This is a genomic window from Ensifer aridi (assembly GCF_002078505.1).
Lineage (GTDB): Bacteria > Pseudomonadota > Alphaproteobacteria > Rhizobiales > Rhizobiaceae > Sinorhizobium > Sinorhizobium aridi.
In genome coordinates this window covers 40,645-62,843 of sequence record NZ_LUAV01000018.1, presented here as the reverse complement: position 1 = coordinate 62,843, position 22,199 = coordinate 40,645, and the positions used below count along the sequence as shown (strand labels likewise).

Annotated in this window: 18 protein-coding genes and 2 pseudogenes; 13 read left to right on the top strand and 7 right to left on the bottom strand. The window is 60.1% G+C overall.

The genetic code is table 11. The features are described 5' to 3' along the window. Window positions 1–2 precede the first annotated feature (2 nt). From AYK65_RS17470 to AYK65_RS17455, 4 genes are all read right to left on the bottom strand, one after another. The gene (locus AYK65_RS17470) at window positions 3–896 is read right to left on the bottom strand and encodes a carbohydrate ABC transporter permease (RefSeq protein WP_081159137.1); all 894 of its coding nucleotides are present in this window, start codon (window positions 894–896) and stop codon (window positions 3–5) included. Next, the gene (locus AYK65_RS17465; RefSeq protein WP_046117133.1) at window positions 889–1,830 is read right to left on the bottom strand and encodes a carbohydrate ABC transporter permease; all 942 of its coding nucleotides are present in this window, start codon (window positions 1,828–1,830) and stop codon (window positions 889–891) included. The genes AYK65_RS17470 and AYK65_RS17465 overlap by 8 nt, the downstream gene beginning before the upstream one ends. Window positions 1,831–1,915: 85 nt before the next feature. After that, window positions 1,916–3,199 carry an ABC transporter substrate-binding protein gene (locus AYK65_RS17460; protein WP_026618195.1) on the bottom strand — a complete coding sequence of 428 codons (1,284 nt, stop codon included), beginning with the start codon at window positions 3,197–3,199 and terminating at the stop codon, window positions 1,916–1,918. Between the two features lie 41 nt (window positions 3,200–3,240). Next, window positions 3,241–4,245, bottom strand: a complete 1,005-nt coding sequence (locus AYK65_RS17455) for a LacI family DNA-binding transcriptional regulator (RefSeq protein ID WP_026618194.1) — start codon at window positions 4,243–4,245, stop codon at window positions 3,241–3,243. 295 nt (window positions 4,246–4,540) lie between these two features. Between AYK65_RS17455 and AYK65_RS17450 the strand changes: the two genes are divergently transcribed. From AYK65_RS17450 to AYK65_RS17395, 12 genes and pseudogenes are all read left to right on the top strand, one after another. Continuing rightward, the gene (locus AYK65_RS17450) at window positions 4,541–5,356 is read left to right on the top strand and encodes a carbohydrate ABC transporter permease (protein WP_081159136.1); all 816 of its coding nucleotides are present in this window, start codon (window positions 4,541–4,543) and stop codon (window positions 5,354–5,356) included. Between the two features lie 274 nt (window positions 5,357–5,630). Beyond that, on the top strand, window positions 5,631–6,644 hold the full coding sequence (gene tauA / locus AYK65_RS17445; RefSeq protein WP_081159134.1) for a taurine ABC transporter substrate-binding protein: 1,014 nt from the start codon (window positions 5,631–5,633) through the stop codon (window positions 6,642–6,644). A 53-nt stretch (window positions 6,645–6,697) separates the two neighbouring features. Then, window positions 6,698–7,486: a taurine ABC transporter ATP-binding protein gene (locus AYK65_RS17440; RefSeq protein WP_081159132.1), complete on the top strand. Its 789-nt coding sequence runs from the start codon at window positions 6,698–6,700 to the stop codon at window positions 7,484–7,486. After that, window positions 7,483–8,337, top strand: coding sequence for an ABC transporter permease subunit (locus AYK65_RS17435; RefSeq protein WP_081159131.1), 855 nt, complete (start codon window positions 7,483–7,485; stop codon window positions 8,335–8,337). The genes AYK65_RS17440 and AYK65_RS17435 overlap by 4 nt, the downstream gene beginning before the upstream one ends. A gap of 279 nt (window positions 8,338–8,616) precedes the next feature. Then, a complete protein-coding gene (locus tag AYK65_RS17430; RefSeq protein WP_081159129.1) occupies window positions 8,617–9,843 on the top strand; it encodes a flavin-containing monooxygenase in 1,227 nt (408 codons plus the stop codon). A gap of 610 nt (window positions 9,844–10,453) precedes the next feature. Beyond that, window positions 10,454–11,092, top strand: a complete 639-nt coding sequence (locus AYK65_RS17425) for a peroxiredoxin-like family protein (RefSeq protein WP_026618193.1) — start codon at window positions 10,454–10,456, stop codon at window positions 11,090–11,092. 322 nt (window positions 11,093–11,414) lie between these two features. Further along, window positions 11,415–12,686, top strand: coding sequence for a hypothetical protein (locus AYK65_RS17420; RefSeq protein ID WP_244559992.1), 1,272 nt, complete (start codon window positions 11,415–11,417; stop codon window positions 12,684–12,686). A 46-nt stretch (window positions 12,687–12,732) separates the two neighbouring features. Continuing rightward, entirely contained in the window at window positions 12,733–13,068 is a 336-nt protein-coding gene (locus AYK65_RS33855) for a twin-arginine translocation signal domain-containing protein (RefSeq protein ID WP_077068269.1), read from the top strand. A 198-nt stretch (window positions 13,069–13,266) separates the two neighbouring features. Beyond that, window positions 13,267–14,802: a hypothetical protein gene (locus AYK65_RS17410; RefSeq protein ID WP_081159126.1), complete on the top strand. Its 1,536-nt coding sequence runs from the start codon at window positions 13,267–13,269 to the stop codon at window positions 14,800–14,802. Window positions 14,803–14,841: 39 nt separating this feature from the next. Continuing rightward, window positions 14,842–15,100 (top strand): annotated as a pseudogene (locus AYK65_RS17405) (chromate transporter); the annotation flags it as partial. Between the two features lie 91 nt (window positions 15,101–15,191). After that, on the top strand, window positions 15,192–16,394 hold the full coding sequence (locus AYK65_RS17400; protein ID WP_026618189.1) for an MFS transporter: 1,203 nt from the start codon (window positions 15,192–15,194) through the stop codon (window positions 16,392–16,394). A gap of 395 nt (window positions 16,395–16,789) precedes the next feature. Continuing rightward, window positions 16,790–18,232, top strand: coding sequence for an RtcB family protein (locus AYK65_RS17395; RefSeq protein ID WP_081159125.1), 1,443 nt, complete (start codon window positions 16,790–16,792; stop codon window positions 18,230–18,232). Window positions 18,233–18,382: 150 nt separating this feature from the next. On the opposite strand, the pseudogene AYK65_RS17390 reads toward AYK65_RS17395, so the two are convergent. Next, window positions 18,383–18,648 (bottom strand): annotated as a pseudogene (locus AYK65_RS17390) (helix-turn-helix domain-containing protein); the annotation flags it as partial. 280 nt (window positions 18,649–18,928) lie between these two features. Between AYK65_RS17390 and AYK65_RS17385 the strand changes: the two are divergent. Next, the gene (locus AYK65_RS17385) at window positions 18,929–19,303 is read left to right on the top strand and encodes a VOC family protein (protein ID WP_026620390.1); all 375 of its coding nucleotides are present in this window, start codon (window positions 18,929–18,931) and stop codon (window positions 19,301–19,303) included. A gap of 376 nt (window positions 19,304–19,679) precedes the next feature. Here AYK65_RS17385 and AYK65_RS17380 read toward each other — a convergent pair whose 3' ends face one another. Beyond that, window positions 19,680–20,174 carry an AAA family ATPase gene (locus tag AYK65_RS17380; protein WP_046117138.1) on the bottom strand — a complete coding sequence of 165 codons (495 nt, stop codon included), beginning with the start codon at window positions 20,172–20,174 and terminating at the stop codon, window positions 19,680–19,682. A 262-nt stretch (window positions 20,175–20,436) separates the two neighbouring features. Continuing rightward, the gene (locus AYK65_RS17375; RefSeq protein ID WP_081159123.1) at window positions 20,437–22,164 is read right to left on the bottom strand and encodes a GH32 C-terminal domain-containing protein; all 1,728 of its coding nucleotides are present in this window, start codon (window positions 22,162–22,164) and stop codon (window positions 20,437–20,439) included. Window positions 22,165–22,199: the final 35 nt, after the last annotated feature.

Genomic DNA, 22,199 nt, shown 5'->3' with positions numbered 1-22,199 from the left:
GATCAACCTTTCACGGCGGAGCCAACAAAGGAACTTACGAACCAGCGTTGGAAGGCGAGATAGAGGGCGAGGATCGGGATCATCATCAGGACGGAGGCTGCCATGGCGCGGTCCCAATAGATGCTGTCCTGACCGAAGAAGGTGGCGATGGCGACGGCGATCGGCCGGGCATAGTCGGTCTGCGTCACCAGGATCGGCCAGAGATACTGGTTCCAACTCTCGATCCCCATCAGAATCGAGACGGTGGCGAGCGCCGGCAGGCTCAACGGCAGGAAGATCGAACGGTAGATGCGGAACACCGACGCGCCATCCATCTCGGCCGCTTCGAAGAGCTCCTTCGGAAGCTGGGCGAAGAACTGGTAGAACAGGAAGATATACAGCGGGCTTGCGACCCAGGGCACGATCTGCACCGCGAAAGTGTCGGTCATCCCGGCGCGCGACACCATGATCACGAGCGGCATGATGATGCTCTCCTGGGGAATCACGTAGAGGGCGATGACCAAGGACAGGACCAGGGCGCGGCCGCGCAACGTACCCCAGGCGAGCACAAACCCGGCCATCGAGTTGACGATCAGACCGGCGCCGACCGTGCAGCCAAGAATGAACAGCGAGTTCAGCAGGTAGCGGCCAAAGGCGAGCTCGCCGGAGAGATTGCTCACCTCGGCGAAGTTCGAGAGCCTCGGATTGGAGACCCAGAAGGCGCGGAAACTGCCCATATCGGCCAGAATTTGGAAGCGGTCGTCCTTCAGGCTGGCGATCAGCAGCATGAACAGCGGCGAAACGATGACCAGCGCGATGACGAGGATGCAGGCGGTCTGGACGAGGCGCAGCGAACCGATCGCGGAGCGCTCGCGCCGTGCCTCGGTCTGTAATGTGGGGATAGCGAGATCAGACATCGAAACGCCTCAGGAGCTGGCGCTGAAGGAGCGCGATGACGAGGACGATGAGGAAGAGAATGACCGAGACGGCCGAGGCGTAGCCGAGCTTCTGCTCTTCGAAGCCCGCGCGCACCATGTAGTGCACGACGGTCTCGGTGCTGCTCCTCGGCCCGCCCTGGGTCAGGATCGCAACCTGGGTATAGAGCTTGAAGGCCTGGATCGTGGTGATCACCAGCACGAAGACATGCGTCGGCCTGAGACCCGGCATGGTGACGTGCCAAAAGCGCTGGAACGCATTGGCGCCATCAATCCTGGCCGCGTCATAGAGCTCATCGGGAATGCCCTGCAGGCCTGCGAGATAGACGATCATCTGAAAGCCATAGGCCTGCCAGGCGGACAGAAGGACGATCGAGAACATCGCCCAGTTGGGGTCGCCGAGCCAGTCGATCGGCTGGATGCGGCCGCCGGAAAGAAAGCCGATCACCTGGTTAAATGGCCCCGTCGGATATTGGAGCAGCGTTCCCCAAATGACGCAGACGACGACCATCGAGGTGATTGCCGGCAGGAAGAACAGGCCACGGAAGAAATTGCGGAGCGGCAGCTTCTGGTGGAGCAGCAGTGCGGTGGCGAAGGCAAGACCACATTGCACGGGCAGGATCCAGAAGGTGAAGCGCGAGACGTTCCAGAGCGAGGTCCAGAACAGATCGTCCTTGAAGATGCGCAGGAAATTGGTGAGCCCAATAAAGCGGACCGGCGTCGGTCGCGGCACCAGTGGCTGGTTGGTCATCGCCGTCCAGAAGGACAGGAGGAACGGCACGACGAGGAAGATCGTCAGCAGGGCCACGGCTGGCGCAAGCATGCCGATCTCCTGGAACAGGCGGGCCCTGTCTCTTCGCCGGGCGGGGCGCGTCGCGACAGCCGTCGCTGGCAGCGCCGGTTGCTGCAGGGTCATGATCTCCTCCTCATCTGAAAATAGTAGCCTGCCTATCGGCTGCCGCGGCCGCGCGGCATTGGTGCCACGCGGCCGCATGCGGGCGCTATTGCTGTTCGTCGAAGGGCGGGTAGCCGTCGTTTTCTTCGATGTCCTCGTCGATCTTCTCGGCCGCGGCGGTCAGAGCGGCTTTGACGTCGCCGCCATTGAAGATCTCGTCGACTGCCCCCATGAAGGCCGAGGTGATGATCGGATAGGCCGGATGCGGCGGCCGTGCGATCGCGGTCTTCGATGCCTGCTCGAAGGCGACGGCCATCGGACCGCCGTTAGCGTAAAGCGGCGAATCGGCGGCGAAGCTCTTCAAACCGGGATAGGCGGAATCCTCCTTCGCATAGTTGCGGAGTGCCTTGTCCTTGAGCATGAAGCTGACGAACTTGCCAGCAATCTCCGGATGTTCCGAGGCGGTGGTGATGCCCCAGATCCAGGTGCCGTTGGGGCTTGCGCCCTTCGGCCCAAACTTCGGCAGCGGCATGACGACGATATCGTCCTTCATCGAAGCCGCGGCCTCGGCATAGAACCAGTGACCGCCGAGCGCGAGCGCCGCGGGATGGCCTTCGGCGAAGAACTGGTTGGTGCCGGAGGATTGCGGCACAACCCAGCCGTTCTTCACCCATTTCTGCATCATCGTCAGCGCATCGACACAAGGATCGCTGTCGAGCGTTCCCACGGATTTCCAGGTCTTGCGGTCGATGAGGTCGCAGCCGGCCGACTGCAGGATGGGACCGTAGGCATAGGTAATCCACTCGGTCTTGATGCCGTAGCCACGGAACGTGTCGATCGGCCACTTGACGCCCTCGAGCTTCGAGAGCTTTTCGAGGTAGCCTTCGAACTCCTCGCGCGTCCAGGCGTCGTCAACGCCCTTCGGGATGCGGGCGCCAATCGCTTCCAGATATTTCCGGTTGCCGTAGAGAACGACGGAGGAGTCGGTGAGGCCGACGGCGTAGAGCTCCTTGTCAACCGGATAGGTGCCCTGGGCGACATTGGACTCCGTCATGTCGTCGAGGATGTCCTGGTCGATCAGCGGCTTGATCGGCTGCAGGTAGCCCGACCAGACGTAGTTGGCGAGGAAGGGTGCGTCGAGTTCCATGACGTCCGGCAACTGTTTTGACATGACCGCGGCGCTGAACTTCTCGTTATAGGCGTCGTGTGGCGCATAGATGAGTTCGATATCGACATCCGGGTTGGCGGCCTCGAAGCGCTTGGCGACTTCGCCATAGGTCGAGACCCAGCCGGGGTCTCCCTGGTGCATCACGTGAATGACGGTTTTTGCTTCGGCCAGGCCTCCGAGCGCGACCGATGCCATTAGGAACGAAAGTAATCGATTACCCATCACTGTTTCTCCTCCTCAACGGGTTTTACGTGGCTACTGATTTATACGGATGACCGCTCTACCAATTGGAACGGAAGCTTGTGCAACTCGCCCGGTGTCGTATCGCCGCCAAGCAGGATGTCGGCGGCCAGTCGGCCCATCGCCCGGTGCGGCAGGGCCATGGTCGTCAAGGGCGGATCGAGCCGCGAGGCAATATCGACCTGGTTGTCGAAGCTGGCGACGGCGACGTCGTCGGGGATCTGCGCGCCAACGCGGCGTAGCGCCGCATAGGCCTCCATGGCCACACGGTCGTTGCCGCACAGGATCGCATCCGGACGGTCCGGTCCACTCATCAGTTCGGTAATGTGGGAAAGAACGAGGCTGTGCGCTCTGTCGCTATAAATCGCTCTGCGAACAGCCGGCAACACGCGGGTGCCGGCGCCATCAAGGCCCGCCTCGGTGATCGCCTGTCGGAAACCGGCCTCGCGCAATTCGCCGGCGAGCAGGCCGGGCAGGTTGATGAAGGCGATGTTCTTTCGTCCGGCTTCGACCAGGTAACTGGTGATGTCACGGGCGGCGCCAAACTCATCCGGTACCAGTGAGGTCACCCGGTTGTTCGCTTCGCGGCAATTGATCATCACGCCGACTGTCTCGACAAACGCCTCCGGCAGCGCGACCGTCTTGTGGTACATGGCGGCATAGGCGATCGCCCGCGGCCGAAAGCGGCGCACTTCTTCGATCACCGCGCCTACATCGCGGCTTCCGTTCAGCGTCATTGCGAAAACCGCCATGTCAGAGGCTCGCGCCGCGCCGTCGAGCCCGCGGATGATTTCCGTCGCGAACGGCGAGGTGATCAACTCGTCGGCAACGACGCCAATAAGCGGCATCCAGCCCTGCCGCATGCTGCGCGCGGCGAGGTTGGTGACGTAGCCGAGTTCCTCGGCGATCTCCTTGACGCGTAGCCGGGTCTGCTCCGACATGCGGGCCGATCCGCCATGCAGCGCACCCGAAACCGTCTTCACGGAGACGCCCGCGCGCTCGGCTATGTCATTCAAGGAGACGGTCACGGCTTCACCTAGGGTTATCGATTACCCACGTCTAGCATTGGCAGGGGCTTACGTCAAAGGGTGCTGGCGAAGTCTCGAGCGAAAAATTTCTTGTTGCGAGAGGCTCGCTCACCGCCTGACTTTCGGCGGACCAAGTTTTTGCGACGACATCGGCAGGCTTTTCCATCTACCGGCGGGCAATCGAGCAGTTCGACGTCGGCCGTGCGGCGGCCGAGACCATCGTCTACGGCCTCGTCATAGGGCTGGCGACGCTCCCGGTTATCCGCCCACACCAGCATTTCGAAAGACAAGAATCATGAGACTCGGCGCTCGACATGTCTGGCTAGCCTTGGCGACCGCGCCGATTATCGGCTTATTCGCGCTGCCCATCCTTTACCTCGTCACCGTTTCCTTCAAGACCAGGGACGACGTGCTGAGCGGCCATTTCTGGCCGACAGTGCCGATACTCGCAAACTGGCCAGGCGCCTTCGAAGCGGCCGACATTGCGCGCTTCATTCTCAACTCCGTGACTGTCTCGGTACTTGCTGCGCTCCTCACCATCGCGCTGGCGCTCCCCTCATCCTATGCGGTGTTGCGGCTCAAGATTGGCGGCAAGTGGCTGGCGGACGTGACGCTTTCGAGCTACATGGCGCCGCCCATCGTGGCGCTGATCCCCCTTTTCTTGCTGCTGAAGGCAACCGGCCTCCTCAACACGCGCGCCGGCCTCATCCTCGTTTACGGCTTCGCCAACGTGCCGGTCGCCTTCTGGCTGCTGACGCCCTTCCTGCGCCGGATGCCTATCGAAATCGAGCAAGCGGCCGCGATGGACGGCGCGGGACCGTTTCGCACCCTATTGCAAATCGTCGCACCGATCATCGCGCCCGGCATCGTGGCGACCCTCCTCATCGTCACGGTGCTTTCCTACAACGAGTTCCTCTTCGCCTCGGCCTTCACCTTTTCCGATGCGACGCGAACACTCCCGGTTGGCATCTCGCTCTTCCAGGGCGACAGGCTGGTGAACTTCGGCCAGATGGCAGCGGCCTCACTCGCCGGCATCGCACCGGTCTATCTGATCGCGCTCTTCCTGCAGCGCTACCTGGTGAGCGGACTCGCACATGGCGGCGTGAAATAGGAAAGCTTTCATCGCGGGTCATGACAAAGCCGATTTGACTCAAGCCGGCGTGGCTAGCGAATTGTGCATTGGCCACGCTAGCCGCTTTAGGCTTGCTGCCGAGCGTTGATGAACTCGTGGGCCTCGTGGGTGTGCCCCGCTCAGGAGAAACATTCCCTACATACATCATAAATTTAGTGTATTATTCCTGTGAAAACGGCTGCCCTTGCTTACGCTCTCACCTGTTGAATTCACGAGATCACCGAAGACGTTTTTCGTCGAACAGGGGCAAAGCATGAATCTGAAGAGTGTTATCACTGCAATCGCGGTCGGTATCGGCAGCCTCTCTATGGCTGCTGCAACTGATGCCGCCGATAAGAAGGTCGTCATCGCCTACCAGACGGATGCGCTGCCATCCTCGGTGGCCATAGCCAATGGCGACTTCGCCAAGGCCACGGGTTACGACATCGATTTCCGCAAGTTCAATTCCGGCGCTGAAATCTTCGCCGCTATCGCAGCCGGCGATGTGCAGGTCGGCTATGTCGGGTCCAGCCCCTTCGCGGCTGCGGCTTCGCGCGGCCTGGAGGTGAAGGCGTTTTATCTTTCAACCATCTCCGGTATCGACGAAGCTCTGGTGGTTCGCAACGGGTCGGGCATAGAAAGCCTGAGTGATCTCAAGGGCAAGAAGCTCGCGGCTGCCCCTGTCTCGACGGACCACTATCAGCTTCTGGCATTGATCAAGTCACTCGGCCTCACCGAAAAGGACGTTCAGGTCTTTGCAATCCCGCAGCCTGAGATCGTTGCCGGTTTTAACCGCGGCGATATCGATGGCGGTTTCGTCTGGGATCCGGCGCTGACCGAACTGAAAAAGAACGGCAAGGTGCTCGTCACCTCCAGGGACGTGGCTGACAAAGGCGCGCCGACCTTCTCGGCCTGGGTGGCGACCTCTCAGTTTGCGGCCGACAATCCGGATTTCTTGAAGAGCTTCGCCTCCGTCATCAACAAGTACTATGCCTCGTATGCATCCGACAAAGGCGCATGGAGCGCCGACAGCGAAAACGCCAAGGCGCTCGCCAAGTTGCTCGGCGGCACCCCCGAACAGCATGCGGCCGCATTGAAAAACCTCTCGTTGCTGACGCCTGAGGTTCAGGCTTCGGAGGCCTGGCTCGGCGGCGAAGACAAGTCCGGTGCGGCCAAGATCCTGAAGGATACGGCAGCTTTCCTGAAGGCTCAGGGGAAGGTCTCCGAGGTCCTGCCGAACTACGGTGCATTCGTTACTGCCGACGCGCTGACAAGCGCGAGCAACTGATCCTGCCTACGCCGGCGCCCAGTCGCGCCGGCGTCGAAGATGCGAGAGAGCACATGCTTAAAGTCGATCACGCCAGTGTCTTCTTCGCGGCGCGCGATGGCCGGACCGTCCATGCGCTTGACCGCGTATCTTTCGAAATTCCCGAGAGCGGCTTTGTCGTTGCTCTTGGCGCCTCAGGATGTGGCAAGTCGACATTGCTCAATGCGATCGCCGGATTCCTACCTCTCTCGGATGGCGCCATCATCCTCGATGGGCGGCCTGTTCGCGGTCCCGGTGCTGACCGTGGCGTGGTATTTCAGAAGGATGCCCTTCTTCCGTGGAAGACGGTGGTCGACAATGTCGCACTTGGTCTGAAATTCGCGGGCGTAAGCAAAAGCGAGCGAAGGGCACGCGCCCATGAACTGCTTCGGCTGGTCGGCCTCGATGAATTCGCCAAGGCCTTGCCCTATGAACTGTCGGGCGGCATGCGCCAGCGGGTGGGCATTGCGCGCGCCCTCGCTACGGAACCCGACATCCTTCTGATGGATGAACCTTTCGGTGCCCTCGACAGTCTGACGCGCGATCAGATGCAGGAACTGCTGATCTCCATCTGGTACAGGACGGCAAAGCGGATCTTCTTCATCACCCACTCGATCGAAGAGGCTCTTTTCCTTGGAACTCAGGTGCTGGTCATGTCTCCAAGGCCAGGCCGCGTCGTTGCCCGCTTCGATCTGGACTTCGTCCGCCGGTTTGCGGCAACCGGAGATGCACGATCGATCAAGTTGTCAACCGAATTTGCCAGCCTGCGCGAGGAAATACGGGCCATTCTTCACAGGGCCGAAGACTTCAGGAGCGCGGCATGAGCGACATTGTCCAGACGACCGCTGTTTCATCCGCTGAGGAGCGGCCGCAGCCAAGGCTTGTCAAAATGGTACGCTTCGGCGTGGGCGAGAAACCCACGGCAGCCATAAGCATCGCGACTGCTCTCGCCGTTGCGACTCTATGGTGGCTCGTCGCCGAGCTCGATTTGGTGCCACACCTCTTTCTGCCGCGTCCTGGGGAGGTTCTGACCCAGGTGGGCGTGCTCTATTACGACGGCTATGCCGGCGCGTCATTGTCCGAGCATATCTTCGCAAGCCTCTTCCGCATCGTCCTGGCGGCGTCGATCGCCATAGCGGCTGGAATTCCCCTCGGCCTTCTCATGGGCCTGAACCGCTGGGCAAAGGGCATCCTGGATACGCCGATCGAGTTCTACTGGCCGCTGCCGCCTCTCTCATACCTGCCGCTGATGATCATTTGGCTCGGCATTGGTGAAACGTCCAAGATAACGCTGCTGGTGCTGGCGATGTTTGCACCTATCTGCCTATCTGCTCAGGCGGGTGTCCGTTCGTTACCCATCGAGCGCGTGAATGCGGCTCGATCGCTTGGCGCTCGACCGCTTGAGCTCTTCACCGACATCGTCTTGCCGTCAGCCCTGCCTGAGATACTGACCGGCGTGAGGATCGCGGTCGGGATAGGATGGGGCACACTGGTGGCCGCCGAGTTGATCGCCTCGACACGCGGCATCGGTTTCATGATCATGTCCGCTGCACAGTTTCTTGCCACCGACGTTGTCTTCGTCGGGATCGGCATCATCGCGATCTGCGCCTTTGCCTTCTCCGCCGCCATCCGGTTTATCGAAGCTGTCCTCGTTCCCTGGAAGGGAAAGCTGTAAATGCCACCGTTGCCGATGGCCATGTCTAAAGCCTAAGTGAGAATTCCGAAGAGGCATGTAGCACCACGACCTCATACTCCTCACTGGCGCCAACCAGAGCGTTACTGAGGCGTGGGGCCAAAATTCGGCTCTCCACCCTCCTGTGACCTCTGAGGGCTTGGTTCCACCCGAGAGAGACCCTTGAGAACACGTTCGACTCGGCCGATCGAAAGCTAGCTTCGGCTTCCGCCAGAAGCTGCAGTATGCGATGCTATGAACCTGTAGTTTTGCAGGGGACGCATGAGCGAGGTTCTCGACGCGCTTGTGATTGGCGCTGGCCCGGCGGGTCTCGGCGTCAGCTATTTTCTAAAACAGGAGGGTCGCAATCACCAGGTGCTGGATCGAGGCCGGATCGGCGAGACGTGGCGAACGCAGCGATGGAACTCGTTTAGACTGAACTCGCCGACAATCCGCTCCATCTTACCCGGTGACGCTTACGAAGGACCCGATCCTTGGGGCGCGATAACCCACCACGAGTTCGTGGCCTATCTCGAAGGCTATGCCGAGCGCCACTGCCTGCCGGTAATCACCCAAACCCCAGCGATTGAGCTGACGAAAGACGATGGGCTTTTTCGCGTCGCCACGGCTCGTGGCGCGCTCCTGGCGCGCAATGTGGTGATTGCCACCGGCGACCAAAACCGACAGGTCCGGCCACCAGGGTCGGCGGATTTGCCGATCGCCATTCACCAAGTCGATTCTTCGGCCTACCGCATCGCCGCCGATCTTGAGAATGGCGCGGTGCTAGTGGTCGGCAGCGGCCAATCTGGCGGCCAGATCGCTGAGGATTTGGCACTAGCCGGGCGCACGGTCTTGCTTGCGACCAGTCGCAACGGCCGATGGGTCCGGCACTACCGCGGGGGAAACACACTTAATTGGCTGACCCTGTCCGGCTTTTTCGACGTTCCCCGCAGAGAACTCGTCCTCCCCTCTGGTAAGCTTCAAGCACGCGCGCTCGCTGGCGCGACCCACACGATCAGCCTACAATCGCTGAGCGCGCGAGGGGTGGTGTTGCTCGGCCGCTTCAGGGGCGTGGAGAATGGCAGCCTCATCTTCGGTGACGAGCTCGATGACAATATCCGATTTGCCGACGAGGCCTCCGCGAATGCCAAGCGGCTGATCGACGAATATATCGAGCGTGCCGGCCTGGATGCGCCACCAGCCGAGGACGACCCAGCCGAGATGGTTGAACCGCGTCTGCCCGACCCGCCGATCCGGTCCATCGATTGGAATGCCAGCCGTGTCAGATCGGTGGTTTGGTGCACGGGCTTCACCGGCGATTTCTCGTGGGTCCGGCTCCCCGGCGCCCTCGACGCAGCCGGCCAACCCGTACACGAGGATGGGGTGGGGGCCATACCAGGCTTGTTCTTCGCCGGCCTCGATTTCGGGTCGACACGGAAATCAGGCACCATCCCGGCTATTGCAGAGGAAGCCGCTCGCCTCGTTGATCGACTCGTCGGGCAAGCGTAGCCGACTTGCGACAGAGCGACGCCCGGCGAGCCATGCATGATATTGCGGTTGAGAACGCCTCAGGATTCGGACCTAAGGCCGGCCTGTCCGTCCGCCCCCATCCAACCGCGACGGATGCGAACCGGAACACTCGACCCGTTGACGACCTTGATCGTCGCAGACCTGAGCGTCCAAAACGAGATCGGGTACCGGACCTTCAGCGCAACAGCATTCGCGAGTGCTCTCATGTGAGGTCATTCGCCATATTTCAGCGTCCAGTCACCCGAGGCCGCCCGAGTTTCAAGACTTGAATACTGGAAGGTACACCAGCCGGCGAGAAGGCAGTCGAGATCTGTGCTCGACCAACGTGAGCATCTGGCGGTGCCGTTGCTCGTCGCGGCGCAAATCCACCAATGCCACGCCGGAACTCGCTGTCCGTTTTCAGAGCGACCGCTCATGAAGACTCGGGAGAGAGCGAGCCGCAAATGTCTTTTCCATGTTAAGATAGATTTCCAACGCTTAGTCTGGAGCTCGGCAATGTGGCAAAGGCCGAACGCTAACTTACCCTGGCGCAGGAGCACGGGTTCAATCACGAAGCGTTTTCTTGACTGATTGGGGCAAGGAGGTTGTCATGTCCACGAGCAGTGTGGACCGCCCGCTGCGGCCAGGCGACCGGGCACCGAATGTTGTTTTCGATGCGATCTCGCGCGAAGGCAAGATTGCGCTCAATGATTTTCGAGGCAATAGCCCGTTACTGATCGGCTTGTTTCGGGGCCTACACTGTCCGTTCTGCCGGCGCCATGTCGCGGCAATGGCGCAACTCAAACCGGCCCTGCATGAGAAAGGCGTCGAATGCCTGGCGGTCGTCAACACGCCGGTCGAACGCGCGCGGCTCTATTTCCGTTACCACCCGACACCAGATCTTCTCGCGGCGTCCGACCCGGAGCGCGCCTCGCACCGTGCTTTCGGCTTGCGTGAGGTGGGGATGGACACGGTCATGGCGATACGGGTTCATCTCCCGAGCGAGTTGCCCGAGCCTATGGACGTAATGGCAATGAGCGAGTTTCTCAACAGGAAGGAAGGATATGAAATTACGGAAGCCGATCAGCAGATGATGGCCTCCGGCCAGGCGCAGCTTGTCGGTCAGTTCCTGCTGGACCGGGCGGGGATCGTACGCTGGAGCTTCACTGAAGTTTTGGAGGTTGGCTATACGTTCAGGGCGCCGAATCCCGAGGAACTGATGTCGGCAGCTTCCCAAGTCGCACATTAATAGGCTGCTGAAAAACTGGCACGACAACCAGTCTCCTGTGCCGGCCCGTGCAGCACACCAGACGCATTCTCGACCCGCTAGCGCCGCGGGTCGCATGCTTGCACACTGGTATTGCGGGTGCGCGGATTAGGTGTAACATGATCCATTGCTAATATTCGGTCGGTTTTGCGCTTCGCGCGCAACGGGGACCCGCGAAACACTACATGACCGCCGATTGCCACTCATGTCTTGGGAGGGACGTGTGATGCAAAGGCGTGGGCGAAATACTGGTTTATTTCTTTCATTTCTGCTGTCGACAGCTTTCATTCCCGCCGCTGCTCAAATGAGCAAGAAAGCACCGAGTGGCAAGAACTTTGACGCCGCGGTAGCCGATCAGGCAAAGCGGTTTCTCGAAGAAGGACGCGAGACTTTCCGCTTCGATACGTTCGGCAGCGAGGACTTTTGGGGCGGCAAGCTCAAGCTTCACGAGGCGATAGCGGGAGAAAAGGCCGGCGGCGTCGGGCCAGGCCTCAGTCCGGAAAAGGCTCTCGAGCTCGGATTGAAGGTGGACGTGAACGCGATCCCGAAGGAGGTGGCCGACGCGCTCAACAAGGGCGAGGTCGATCTCAAGGACTCGGCCAGCACGCTCGTCCTGCTCAAGTCCAATGCAGTTGTCGGCGTGACCAGTTTCTTCAGCGAAGACGGCAGGACGTTGAGATCGGTCGGCATCCAATGCTCTCTTTGCCACTCGACAGTCGATGACGCCTATGCTCCCGGTATCGGGCACCGCCTCGATGGCTGGCCCAACCGTGATCTCGACATCGGCGCGATCGTCTCCCTGGCTCCCGATCTCACCGCTTTTACCGACATGCTGCAGCTTAGCAAGGAAGAGGTGAAGAAGGCGCTTGAGGCTTGGGGTCCGGGGAAATTCGATGCCGAGATCAACCTCGACGGCAAGGCCTTCCGCCCAGACGGCAAGACGGCCGCCACGCTCAATCCTCCAGCTTTCGGCTTGGCGGGCGTGAACAACCACACCTGGACTGGCGCTTGGGGGACAGTGAGTTATTGGAACGCCTACGTTGGCAATCTCGAAATGCACGGGAAAGGCGTCTTCTACGATCCGAGGCTGGACGATGCTGAAAAGTATCCCGTCGCCGCCAGGACGAAACAGGGCCACAAACAGGACAAGGAAGACCGGATCACCCCCAAGCTGCCTGCCCTCCACTTCTACCAGCTTGCGCTGCCCACGCCCCAGCCACCGGAAGGGGCCTTCAACCGTGCCTCCGCGGAAAAGGGGAAGGCGCTCTTCAACGACAAAGCTAAATGCGCCACTTGCCACGTTCCGCCGATCTTCACCGAGCCGGGATGGAACCTGCACAAGGCGGAGGAGATCGGAATTGATGATTTCCAGGCGATGCGCTCTCCGGATGAACGATACCGAACGGCGCCTCTTCGCGCCCTCTGGGATATGGAAAAGGTCCATAAAGGAGGGTTTTACCACGACGGGCGGTTCGCGAGCCTCGGGGACGTCGTAGACCATTACGACCGCCACCTCGAACTCAAGCTGACTGACCAAGAAAAGAGCGAACTAATCGAATACCTGAAGTCGATTTGATCTGTGCTTTCAGGTCACGTGCGGTCGCACGACGGGAGGAAAGATTATGAAAAAGGACCATGACGATGTGAAGCAAAACTCGACAGCCGGAGATTCAACCCGAAAGCTGTCCCGCCGGAATTTTTTAAAGATCTCAGGGACCGGGGCTGCAGTTGCCGGAGCCGTCGGACTCACCTCTTGCATGACAAGTCCGCGCATGGCGCCGGTGGCGCGTGGCGCGGGAACTACCCCGAAGCGTGAGGCGGCTTACCAGAATTCTCCCAACCGGGGCCGCCGCTGTGCGGGATGCACCCATTTCCTCGAGCCAAATGCGTGCGAGATCGTTGCCGGCGAGATCAGTCCCAATGGCTGGTGCCGCTTTCACGAACCGCGGCGGACCTGAAGGACTGAACCGCACGAATTGAACACGGCTTGCCGAGAGTTGCTCGTTCGCTTGAACGAGCAACTCGGTGGTCCTCAGGCTGGCTCTCATCGCCTCGCGCGGCGTTGGCCAACGAGGCTGGCTGGAGGAACAAAGCTACCGCTGAAAGATTGGGTTAACAAGCGGCGGTTGTCGGAAGCTCTTACAGGAGTGGCGACCATGTTTCTGCTCGCCAAGGATACAGTCAAATTTGCCGTTCTCGTCGGCCTTTCCGCGATCTTCATCGATGCTGTCATCGCCCACGGGCTCTTCTGGGACAATGATCCCTACTGGACCTACTGGATAACAAAATCCTTTTTGATCACCAGCGTCTTCCTGTTTGGCACGGCCTTTCTCGGCATCGGCATCCTTCCGGGTCTGATCCTCACCGCAGTGCACACCGCAATTCTGGAAATCTACTACCAGTGGCTAGCCCCTGTGGGATTGCCTCAGGAGCCGGAGTGGCTCGATTTCAATCATCTGTGGGTGACGGGGGTGCCCGCACACTTCCTGGCGATCTTCACTGGCTACCTTCTGGCGCTCTGGCTTTGGCGGCGCAACCATCCGGCGCAGCGGATCGAGCGCGCCGAGACCTGGCATTTCGCCGTTTATGGCCTCGTCACCACCGTCTTGATCGTCGTCGTCGACGGGGTGCTGACGCAAATGGTTCTGCTGCGCGATTTCCCCGGTATCACCTTTTTTGTCCAGCATATACTGATCGGCTTTGTCTTCGTCTGCGCGTGGACCGCCTATGCGGGTGTCGGCAGAACGGGATGGATCGTCGGCTCACTGATGCTTGCGCTCGTCTGGACCGCCTACAACATGTATCTCGGCCCGCGAGGCCTGCCGCTTCGTCCTCCGACCTATTCCGGCTATGACGACCTCTGGTGGCGGTCCTTCCCCGGAGCGCTCGTCTCCGCCCTTCTTGGCTGGTGGCTTGGCGGATATTTGATGAAGAGGCGCCGCAAGCTCGAATGGACCGGAGTGGCGATGGTCCTGCTGTTCGTTGCCGTCGCCCTTGATCCGGTCTTCGGTCAGACCCTGCCCGTCGAGAAGGGCACCAATGCCTTGCTCGCGAGCGCCCGCGCATCCGGTCAAGGCATACGCGTCGTCGGTCCGGATCCAACCGATCTAAAAAACACGCAGCCGATCAGCGGTGACATCAGCATCGAGACCTCTGAGATGGGCAACCGATGGTCGCACGTGCAAAACACAGACGGCATGCGCGTAACCGCGACCTTCACGTCAGGTGGCGCGCGCTACGAGATTATGGTTGACAAGCCCATGCCTCGGCATCCGCTCGGCCAATACACCACCTGGTCAGGGGTGGTCTACGATCATGAAATGCACGGCGACACGGGCATCGGTACGGCCAAACTGCCGACGATGAAGCCAGAGATCGCGCTATGGGGCTGGGGAACCGTGAAGCGCGACGGACAAGTCATCGCTGCGATGGCGCCTGTGCATGTCATGGTAAGCAGCGGCGATCGGCCGATGCCGGGAATCATGCTTGAGGTCGATACCGAGGACAAGGCCCTGACCGCCGAGCCGGATGGATACATCCATGTCATGTGGCCGAAGGTCGACCAGCTGCAGATGCCGGCGGCGCAGACACAGACGCGCATGATTGTCGGCTGGATCGCAATGATCGGCATTGCCGGGCTGTTCGCCTGGCTTGCCTATTCAGAGACGGGGCGACGGACCGATGCCGCTTGACGCGGCCACTTAGTACTGCCTTGTCAGCAAAGCAGCAATGCGATCACTGCCGCGGTCGTGGGCGTCATCCTCAATCTGGTATGATTCGCGCTGCACGTGTTGTTCCGTGAACTCTACGAAGCGCGGGCTCGGCATGGCGATCGATGTCCCGGCCTTGAGTTTCGTCCACGTCGCCTCGCTGATCCTGACGCTTGGGGTGATGCTCGCAGTGTTCCGCTTCACGATCGGCATGCTGACGGTATTGGCCGGCTGCTCGTTCATCGGCCTTTCCTATGGATTCCTCATGGGGTGTGTCTAGCGCACCAATCCGATCTAAGCTGAGATAGTCCTAGCGCACAGTGGTGAGCGGTGCGCGAGTCCGGCTCCTCGACAAGACGCGATCGAAAGTGATGCGACCCGTTCAAAGCATTCATCCGACCACATACCTCTTTGCGGCGCGAGCCTTACGCGATTTCGGGGACGGTTTCGTCGCCATATTGCTGCCGGTCTATCTGCTCGCTCTTGGATTTTCGCCGCTGCAAGTCGGTGTCATCGCGACGGCATCACTCTTTGGCTCGGCGTTCTTGACGATCGTGGTCGGGTTTCTGGGCGCGCACCGCGATCTCCGCGGGTTGCTTCTGGGCGCCGCGAGCCTGATGGTCGCCACTGGTGCCGCCATGTCCGTGATCAACGATTATGCGCTGCTGCTGGTCGTCGCATTTGCCGGCACGATTAATCCATCGGCCGGCAGTGTGAGCGTCTTCGTGCCACTGGAGCACGCGGTGCTCACGCGCGAAGTGGCGAGTGTCGAGCGCACGAGGATGTTCGCTCGCTACAGCCTCGTTGGCTCGCTCGCAAGCGCGTTTGGCGCCCTTGCCGCAGCACTGCCTGACTTGATCACGCCGCTGGGGCTCGGGCAACTGACCGCCATCAAGCTGATGTTCATTCTCTATGCGCTCTTAGGTCTAGCGGGCGCCGTACTTTATGCCCGCATACCCCCGCGCATCACCGGCGACGAGCCCCCGAAAGCAGTGCTTGGCCCTTCGCGCGCTATCGTCTTCAAGCTCGCTGCCCTGTTCAGCCTTGATGCTTTCGCTGGCGGGTTCGTGGTCCAGTCGTTGCTCGCCTTGTGGCTGTTCGAGCGGTTCAATCTATCGCTCGCGGAAGCCGGGGTGTTTTTCTTCTGGTCGGGCGTGCTGTCGGCGTTCTCCTTTCCTGTCGCCGCATGGCTATCGAAGCGGGTTGGGCTCATCAACACGATGGTGTTCACTCACATCCCCTCGAGCATAGCCCTGATGCTGGCGGCATTCGCGCCAACCTTGCCGTTGACGCTTTCCTTGCTGCTCATTCGGGCGGCGCTCTCGCAGATGGACGTGCCGACACGCTCGTCTTACGTGATGGCGGTCGTGACGGAGGCGGAGCGTGCTGCCGCGGCAAGTTTCACATCAGTTCCCCGAAGTCTTGCGGCGGCTGCCAGCCCTGCACTCGCAGGTGCTCTCTTCGCCGCATCATATCGATCCTTGCCCCTCCTCATCTGTGCGGCACTGAAGATCACCTACGACCTGCTACTGCTGCTGCAATTCCGGCACGTGAAGCCGCCTGAGGAGTGTTGAGCCAAACGCGTCCTTGAAGAGCCACTGACGATTCCCGCAAAGTCCGCTCATTGAGGCAAATAAGACATGAGCCTAGCGGCAACCGAGCTTCCGCTGTCCACCCACCTGAGACGACCGATGCATGGCCGCCGATGCGACTGCCGCCCAAGTTGTGGACGACACTGTGGACAACGGGATGGCGGCTCTGCGTCCGGGCGTATGGTCTCTCGCTGATCATTGCGTAGCGAATATAAGCCTCGTTAGGAGTTCCGCTCCAATCAGCTGTTTAAACCTGATGACCGCATTCTAAGCCCACCGCTTGAGTCGAGGTATTGTGTTCTCCTTCGCTCCATGCCATACGCACCCGCACTCCGTATTGCCGCGGCTGCTGAACCTAGGCACTCACGGAGAACAACATGAACGCGCCATCATTTATCTGCCGCACCAGCAACATTGCTGGCCATGTCATCAGGTCTGTCGTAGCCTACGACGAGCCGGACAGGAACTTTTCGCACTCACTTGCAGATCTCGCGCGCGCTTTGCCGACCCCCGACGCGATGGCGCAGAAGAGTGCCTCCCTGCTGGCCGTAGCCACGACCCCCGACTTTCATCCAGGCAAGCCCGTGCCTGTCGGCGTTGTAGCTGACGTCGAAGGCGCGGTCCTTCCGCACATGATCGGATCTGACATCGGTTGCGGGATGCGTATGGTCGTTCTCGACGATGTCACGGCCGATCAACTGTCGACGCCGCTGCTCGACCATCATCTTCGGCATCTCTTCTTTCAGGGTGGACGCGATATCGCATTGACGGGATTGGATCGGCACGCGATTCTGCGCGAGGGATTACCGGCGCTTCTCGATAACCTGCAGCGGAAAAGCACAGGCCTGCTTTCCAAACTGGATCTTTCGCGGGCGTGGGCCGATCTCGAACGCCATTCGGACAATGGCGCTTTCGCGTGCGAGCACATCGATCCCGATTTTGCAGATTATGCGCAGATCAATAGTGACCACCGCCGTGATGCAATTCTCGGTACGATAGGTGGTGGAAATCACTTCGTTGAACTTGGCTATGTCGATCACATTGTAGATGGCGCATTCGCCAGGACAGCCAGCCTGAAGGCGGGTTCGATCATCCTTGTCGTCCACTCCGGTTCCCTCGACTTTGGACAGCGAGTTGGCACCGCAACCAAAGAGAGATCGAGGTCTAATTCCAGAATTGGCGAGGATTGGCGGGTGCTCTCTATGGAGGCGCAACCACAGCTCTATCGAAGATACATGAATGGCCATGCGAATGCGGTGAATGCCGCATTTGCCAACCGTTTCTTTATCGGACTTGCGGCAGTGGAGGCTGTAGCGCGTGCGCTGGGACGAGAGGTCGGGCACCGTCTTGTTTATGACGCCCCACACAATGCCGTTTGGGAAAGCGGAAACATCGTGCGCCACAGAAAAGGTGCCTGCCCAGCTAGAGGTGTTGGTGTCCTGGCCGCTAGTCCATACGAATGGCTGGGCGAGCCAGTCATTCTGCCCGGCTCAATGGGAGATGGCACATGGCTACTTGCCGGACGAGGTTCGACTGACTTTCTAGACTCAGCCGCCCATGGAGCGGGCCGCAAGCTCTCGCGGCAGGAAGCGCGCTCGAAAACGAATACAAGCAATGGGCTGCGCGTCATCGGCCCTGTCGATCCGCAAAGCGCGCCTTTGCGTGGCCGGCAGGATATCGTGGCCGAGATTCAGGCTCGTCTCAACGAAGAAGCGCCAGCAGCATATAAGCCAATCGACAGCGTCGTAGAGCCCATGGTCGAAGCGGCGATGATAACGAAAGTTGCGAAGATTAGCCCGCTGATCACAGTAAAGGGATGATGCGGCACATGACGACAGGAACGGTTGCGCGTCGTACCCATTCAGCTTCCGCCGGCCGACTTCTGCCGATTTCCGCACTAAACCACGTCCCCTTTCGATCAGATCGCCGGCTGCGACCCTCGCTCCGCGAATGGTTGCCCGAGAATTTCCGTTCCGACCAAATTGCCTGGGTGAGCAGCCCATGACGCTTTTGAACGCTGCGCCGGCGCTCTCGGACTCATAGCCGAGTGACGATGCGATCGCAGCGATTGATTGCTGAGTATTCGCCAGCCTGTCCCCGGCCAGGAGCATGCGCCAGCGCGTCAGGTAGTCGATCGCTGAGAGGCCGACCTTTTCCTTAATTTTACGGCGAAGGTCGTGCGAGACATGCCGACGTGGTGGGCGAGCCCCTGCAAGGTCCAAGGCCGTACAGGCTGACAACCTAGTTGAGTTGGCTGGCGACGCGTTGCTGCTTGCTGAACCTTGAAGACGCCTCGTTGTGGCGGCAGGGGCAAACTATGATGACAGAAAAGCCAATGTTTGCCGTCGACGCCAAAATACGACTTGTGTGAATTTCAATGGCTTAGACGAGCCTAAGGGCAAAATAGCGTGGCAATCGGCACTTGCAGCCGCCAGCAGACATTGCAAGGTGCGCAGCTGGGAAGCATGCTCCGGTTGCCTTTCCGCCAGGGCAGGCCCAACACTTCAGGTGAACTCATGTTTGATCACGTCAAATTCGGAGTCAGCGACTATGCAGCGAGCAAAGCGTTCTTTCTCAAGGCACTCGAGCCGCTCGGCGTCGCTGTTGTTTCGGAGGGGCCGCCTTCGTACGGTGTCGAGCTTAGCGCAAAGGGCAAGGCTTCATTGTGCCTGCACCAAACCGACGAGAGGCCGGCGCATCTTCACTTGGCGTTCACGGCCGAGAATCGGCAGCAAGTCGAAGCTTTCTATCGCGCAGCTCTGGAAGCGGGTGGCAAAGACAATGGTGCGCCAGGTCTGCGCCCGCACTACCACGCGAACTACTATGCAGCTTTCGTCATTGGTCCGGACGGGCATAACATCGAAGTGGTTTGCCACGAACCCGGGGCCTAGTCCTTATACAGGGGACGTCCATAAGCGGAGCTTTGCCCACTTGCGGCCGCCTCTCACGTCGAGCGTTGAACGTCTGCTTTCAGCTTCAAAAGCCGGCATACCGGATCAACGCCTGGGTTCAACCCAATTGCTCGGTCAAATTGAGACTCGAATGAGGCCTGTCCGGAGAGAGAGGTGACGTTTTGTACCGGAGACATGGATAACACTTTTCGCTTTGTTGCAGAGGTGTTGGTGCCGTGAGTGTGTCGTTGCACGAGAGGTTCATCCCATTGCCGGCGGAGCAACAGATTGTAGAGCTCAAGTAGCCTCCACGGGGCCGGCCTCTCCTTCGCGATAAGGCAGGCTTGGCTGGTGGCGCACCGCACGGCGGCGCGAGTCACGCAACCTTGGACAGTATCTGGTCAACCGTGTGGGCTACCGGCTGTCGCGTGTCGATCTCGAAATCCGATGACTCTCGGAGCAGTGGCTCGACCGCTTCGATCAGCTCGGCAACCTTGCGCTGCTCGCCCGCTGTTTGACCGTATCCTTCGCCCGACCGCCCTCTCAGCCGGTCCATGATCGTCTCGAGCGGCGCAGACAGAAGGACGATCGTGTCGATCACATCGAACAACTTGTCCATATTCTCGGCGCAACCGCTAACGAACAGGTTTTCCCGCTCGTTGAGCAAAAGGAGGTCTCTGACGCGATCTTCCCGCCACACCCAATCCTGTCCATCTCTGGGCGTCAGGTCGTCGCCTTGAGCGGCATCGACCCAGTGTGACCATTCGGGCACGTCCAGATCAATCGCCCGATGACCTCGCCGCGCAAGCTCTGCGATCACCGCAGATTTGCCCGTTCCCGACATGCCAGTAATTAGGATACGCTTCGTCATCGATCTCCCAGCTCCGTCACATCGCGCGAGGCTTCCGGCGCGTCTATACGAGGGAGCCTGAGCCGGCAGAACAGTAAAGCGGTAATGCGTCCCCTTGGGGCGACTTCGCGTCTCTTCTAGAGTGGAGATGGTGCAGCAGTACAGGCATTTAGCGGGATGACCGCCTTGAACGGAATCGAACCATAGATACGCAATTCGCATGCACCATCTTCGGCGTCGAGACGTGCGGTTGATGGATATGGTTCACCAGCCGCCGCCTATGCTAGTTACTCCAAGCGGAATCATAGCTCCATGCCTCATAGGTTTCGATCCGGCCCCTGTCGGCGGACTTCACTTCAAGCGAGGTCAGGTCTGTGATCTTATAGGTACGGCGCGTGCCGCAGACCGCGCCCCCATTGGCGAAGACCTCGACGACGCCGCGGTCGAAGAACAACGTCAACCGTTCGAGCGTCAGTGGCGCTGAGCGGTACTTGATGTCACCATTATCCTCCGCCACGGCCAGCTCAAGCCGGCGGGCGCTGTGAGCCAACCTAAAGCTCTCCCCGTCGCTGCCCCGCGCGATGATCTGAACTCCATCCAGACCGCCTGCCAAAGACAACTCGACGGGGCGCCCCGGTTCGCATGCGAATTGGCAAGGTGCAGTCTGTGGAAGAGTGCGGGCGCGCAGGCGCTGGCACCCCTTCTCTGGCATCATTGTCAAATTCCGTTGGGCGTCGAGGCCGAGCACGCGCGGGAGCGACAGCTCCCCGCTATACGGCGAACCTCCCGGCTTGCGGAATTCCCAATTGAAGAGCCAGGCAAAAGCGATCTGGCGGTCCTTTGCCAGGAAGCTCTGCATCGCGTAAAAGTCGGTGCCGAAATCCAACTCCTGCAAAGCCGGGGTCGCGGGCATGAAGCGATCGCCCTCGAACGTGCCGACCTGCGCGTAAAGCAGGTTATGACGGCCGGTTTCCGGCTCAGTGTATCCTACAAAGCCCATCACCAGCACATGATGGCCATCGAGCTCGAAGAAATCCGGGCACTCCACGCAGCGTGCGCCGTGCCGGCGAAAATGCTCGGGAGCGCGATAGAGGACGGACAAGAATTTCCAGTCCTCGCCGTCCTCGGATCCATAGAGCAGGACGGCTGGATCACCATCGATCGCCGCGCCGAGCACCATCCGATATGTGCGGCAGGCCGCATCATACCAGACCTTGGGGTCGCGGAAGTCGTGGGCGCTACCGTCGGGACCGTTGACAAGTACCAGCTTAGTGGAATCCGGACGCAGGAGATCGGCCGATGGCAGCACTCGCTTCTGCACCTCCTTGTAGTCCTTGAATAGGTCATAGGCCGGCAGCCGTTCTGTGTAGTAGAAGCTGAGCTTGCCCTCGGGGCCGACGAAGGCACTTCCCGAGAAAGCGCCGCCGGTGGCGCCCAGCGACCAAAGATTCTGTTCCGGATGCAGGAAGACCGGCAGATGGATCCAACGGTAGAGGTCATCGCTGACGGCATGGCCCCAGTGCATGGGTCCCCATTCGGATTCAACGGGGTGGAACTGGTAAAACAGGTGATAGCGGCCGTCAACGAAACACAGCCCGTTCGGATCGTTCATCCAGGCCTGAAACGGCGAGAATCTGAGCTGCGGGCGATTTGCATCGCTCTCGTACCACTCTGGCCAGGATGTCTTCGGTCGAGCGATGACGCGGCCGTCGCGCACCTCCAGGAAAGTCACGCCTTTCTCAGCGACGTCGTCCGGGTTGAAGCTGTATAGCAGTGGAATTTCAATGGCGCCATCGTCCCATTCTAACGTGAGCGGGCCGGCCGCATAATGGGTATAGGAATAGAATTGAAAATAGGGCGGCAGCTGCGCGATCCGGTAAACCACCCAATCGCCGACACGCAGAACGAAGGCATCGGCGTCTTCTTCCGGAGCTGATTTTCCAAGCTTTTGCCGAGCCCAAATCTCGAACCGCACGCCGTGCTCAGCATCCAATTGCACCCTGTTCTTCATTCGATGATCTCATTGATGACTTTTCGGAATAGTCA

Bases quoted from the DNA above. Each gene is read 5' to 3' on its own strand.
- AYK65_RS17470 (WP_081159137.1), bottom strand. From the start codon at position 896: ATGTCTGATCTCGCTATCCCCACATTACAGACCGAGGCACGGCGCGAG.
- AYK65_RS17465 (WP_046117133.1), bottom strand. From the start codon at position 1,830: ATGACCCTGCAGCAACCGGCGCTGCCAGCGACGGCTGTCGCGACGCGC.
- AYK65_RS17460 (WP_026618195.1), bottom strand. From the start codon at position 3,199: ATGGGTAATCGATTACTTTCGTTCCTAATGGCATCGGTCGCGCTCGGA.
- AYK65_RS17450 (WP_081159136.1), top strand. From the start codon at position 4,541: ATGAGACTCGGCGCTCGACATGTCTGGCTAGCCTTGGCGACCGCGCCG.
- tauA (WP_081159134.1), top strand. From the start codon at position 5,631: ATGAATCTGAAGAGTGTTATCACTGCAATCGCGGTCGGTATCGGCAGC.
- AYK65_RS17440 (WP_081159132.1), top strand. From the start codon at position 6,698: ATGCTTAAAGTCGATCACGCCAGTGTCTTCTTCGCGGCGCGCGATGGC.
- AYK65_RS17435 (WP_081159131.1), top strand. From the start codon at position 7,483: ATGAGCGACATTGTCCAGACGACCGCTGTTTCATCCGCTGAGGAGCGG.
- AYK65_RS17430 (WP_081159129.1), top strand. From the start codon at position 8,617: ATGAGCGAGGTTCTCGACGCGCTTGTGATTGGCGCTGGCCCGGCGGGT.
- AYK65_RS17425 (WP_026618193.1), top strand. From the start codon at position 10,454: ATGTCCACGAGCAGTGTGGACCGCCCGCTGCGGCCAGGCGACCGGGCA.
- AYK65_RS17420 (WP_244559992.1), top strand. From the start codon at position 11,415: ATGAGCAAGAAAGCACCGAGTGGCAAGAACTTTGACGCCGCGGTAGCC.
- AYK65_RS33855 (WP_077068269.1), top strand. From the start codon at position 12,733: ATGAAAAAGGACCATGACGATGTGAAGCAAAACTCGACAGCCGGAGAT.
- AYK65_RS17410 (WP_081159126.1), top strand. From the start codon at position 13,267: ATGTTTCTGCTCGCCAAGGATACAGTCAAATTTGCCGTTCTCGTCGGC.
- AYK65_RS17400 (WP_026618189.1), top strand. From the start codon at position 15,192: ATGCGACCCGTTCAAAGCATTCATCCGACCACATACCTCTTTGCGGCG.
- AYK65_RS17395 (WP_081159125.1), top strand. From the start codon at position 16,790: ATGAACGCGCCATCATTTATCTGCCGCACCAGCAACATTGCTGGCCAT.
- AYK65_RS17385 (WP_026620390.1), top strand. From the start codon at position 18,929: ATGTTTGATCACGTCAAATTCGGAGTCAGCGACTATGCAGCGAGCAAA.
- AYK65_RS17380 (WP_046117138.1), bottom strand. From the start codon at position 20,174: ATGACGAAGCGTATCCTAATTACTGGCATGTCGGGAACGGGCAAATCT.
- AYK65_RS17375 (WP_081159123.1), bottom strand. From the start codon at position 22,164: ATGAAGAACAGGGTGCAATTGGATGCTGAGCACGGCGTGCGGTTCGAG.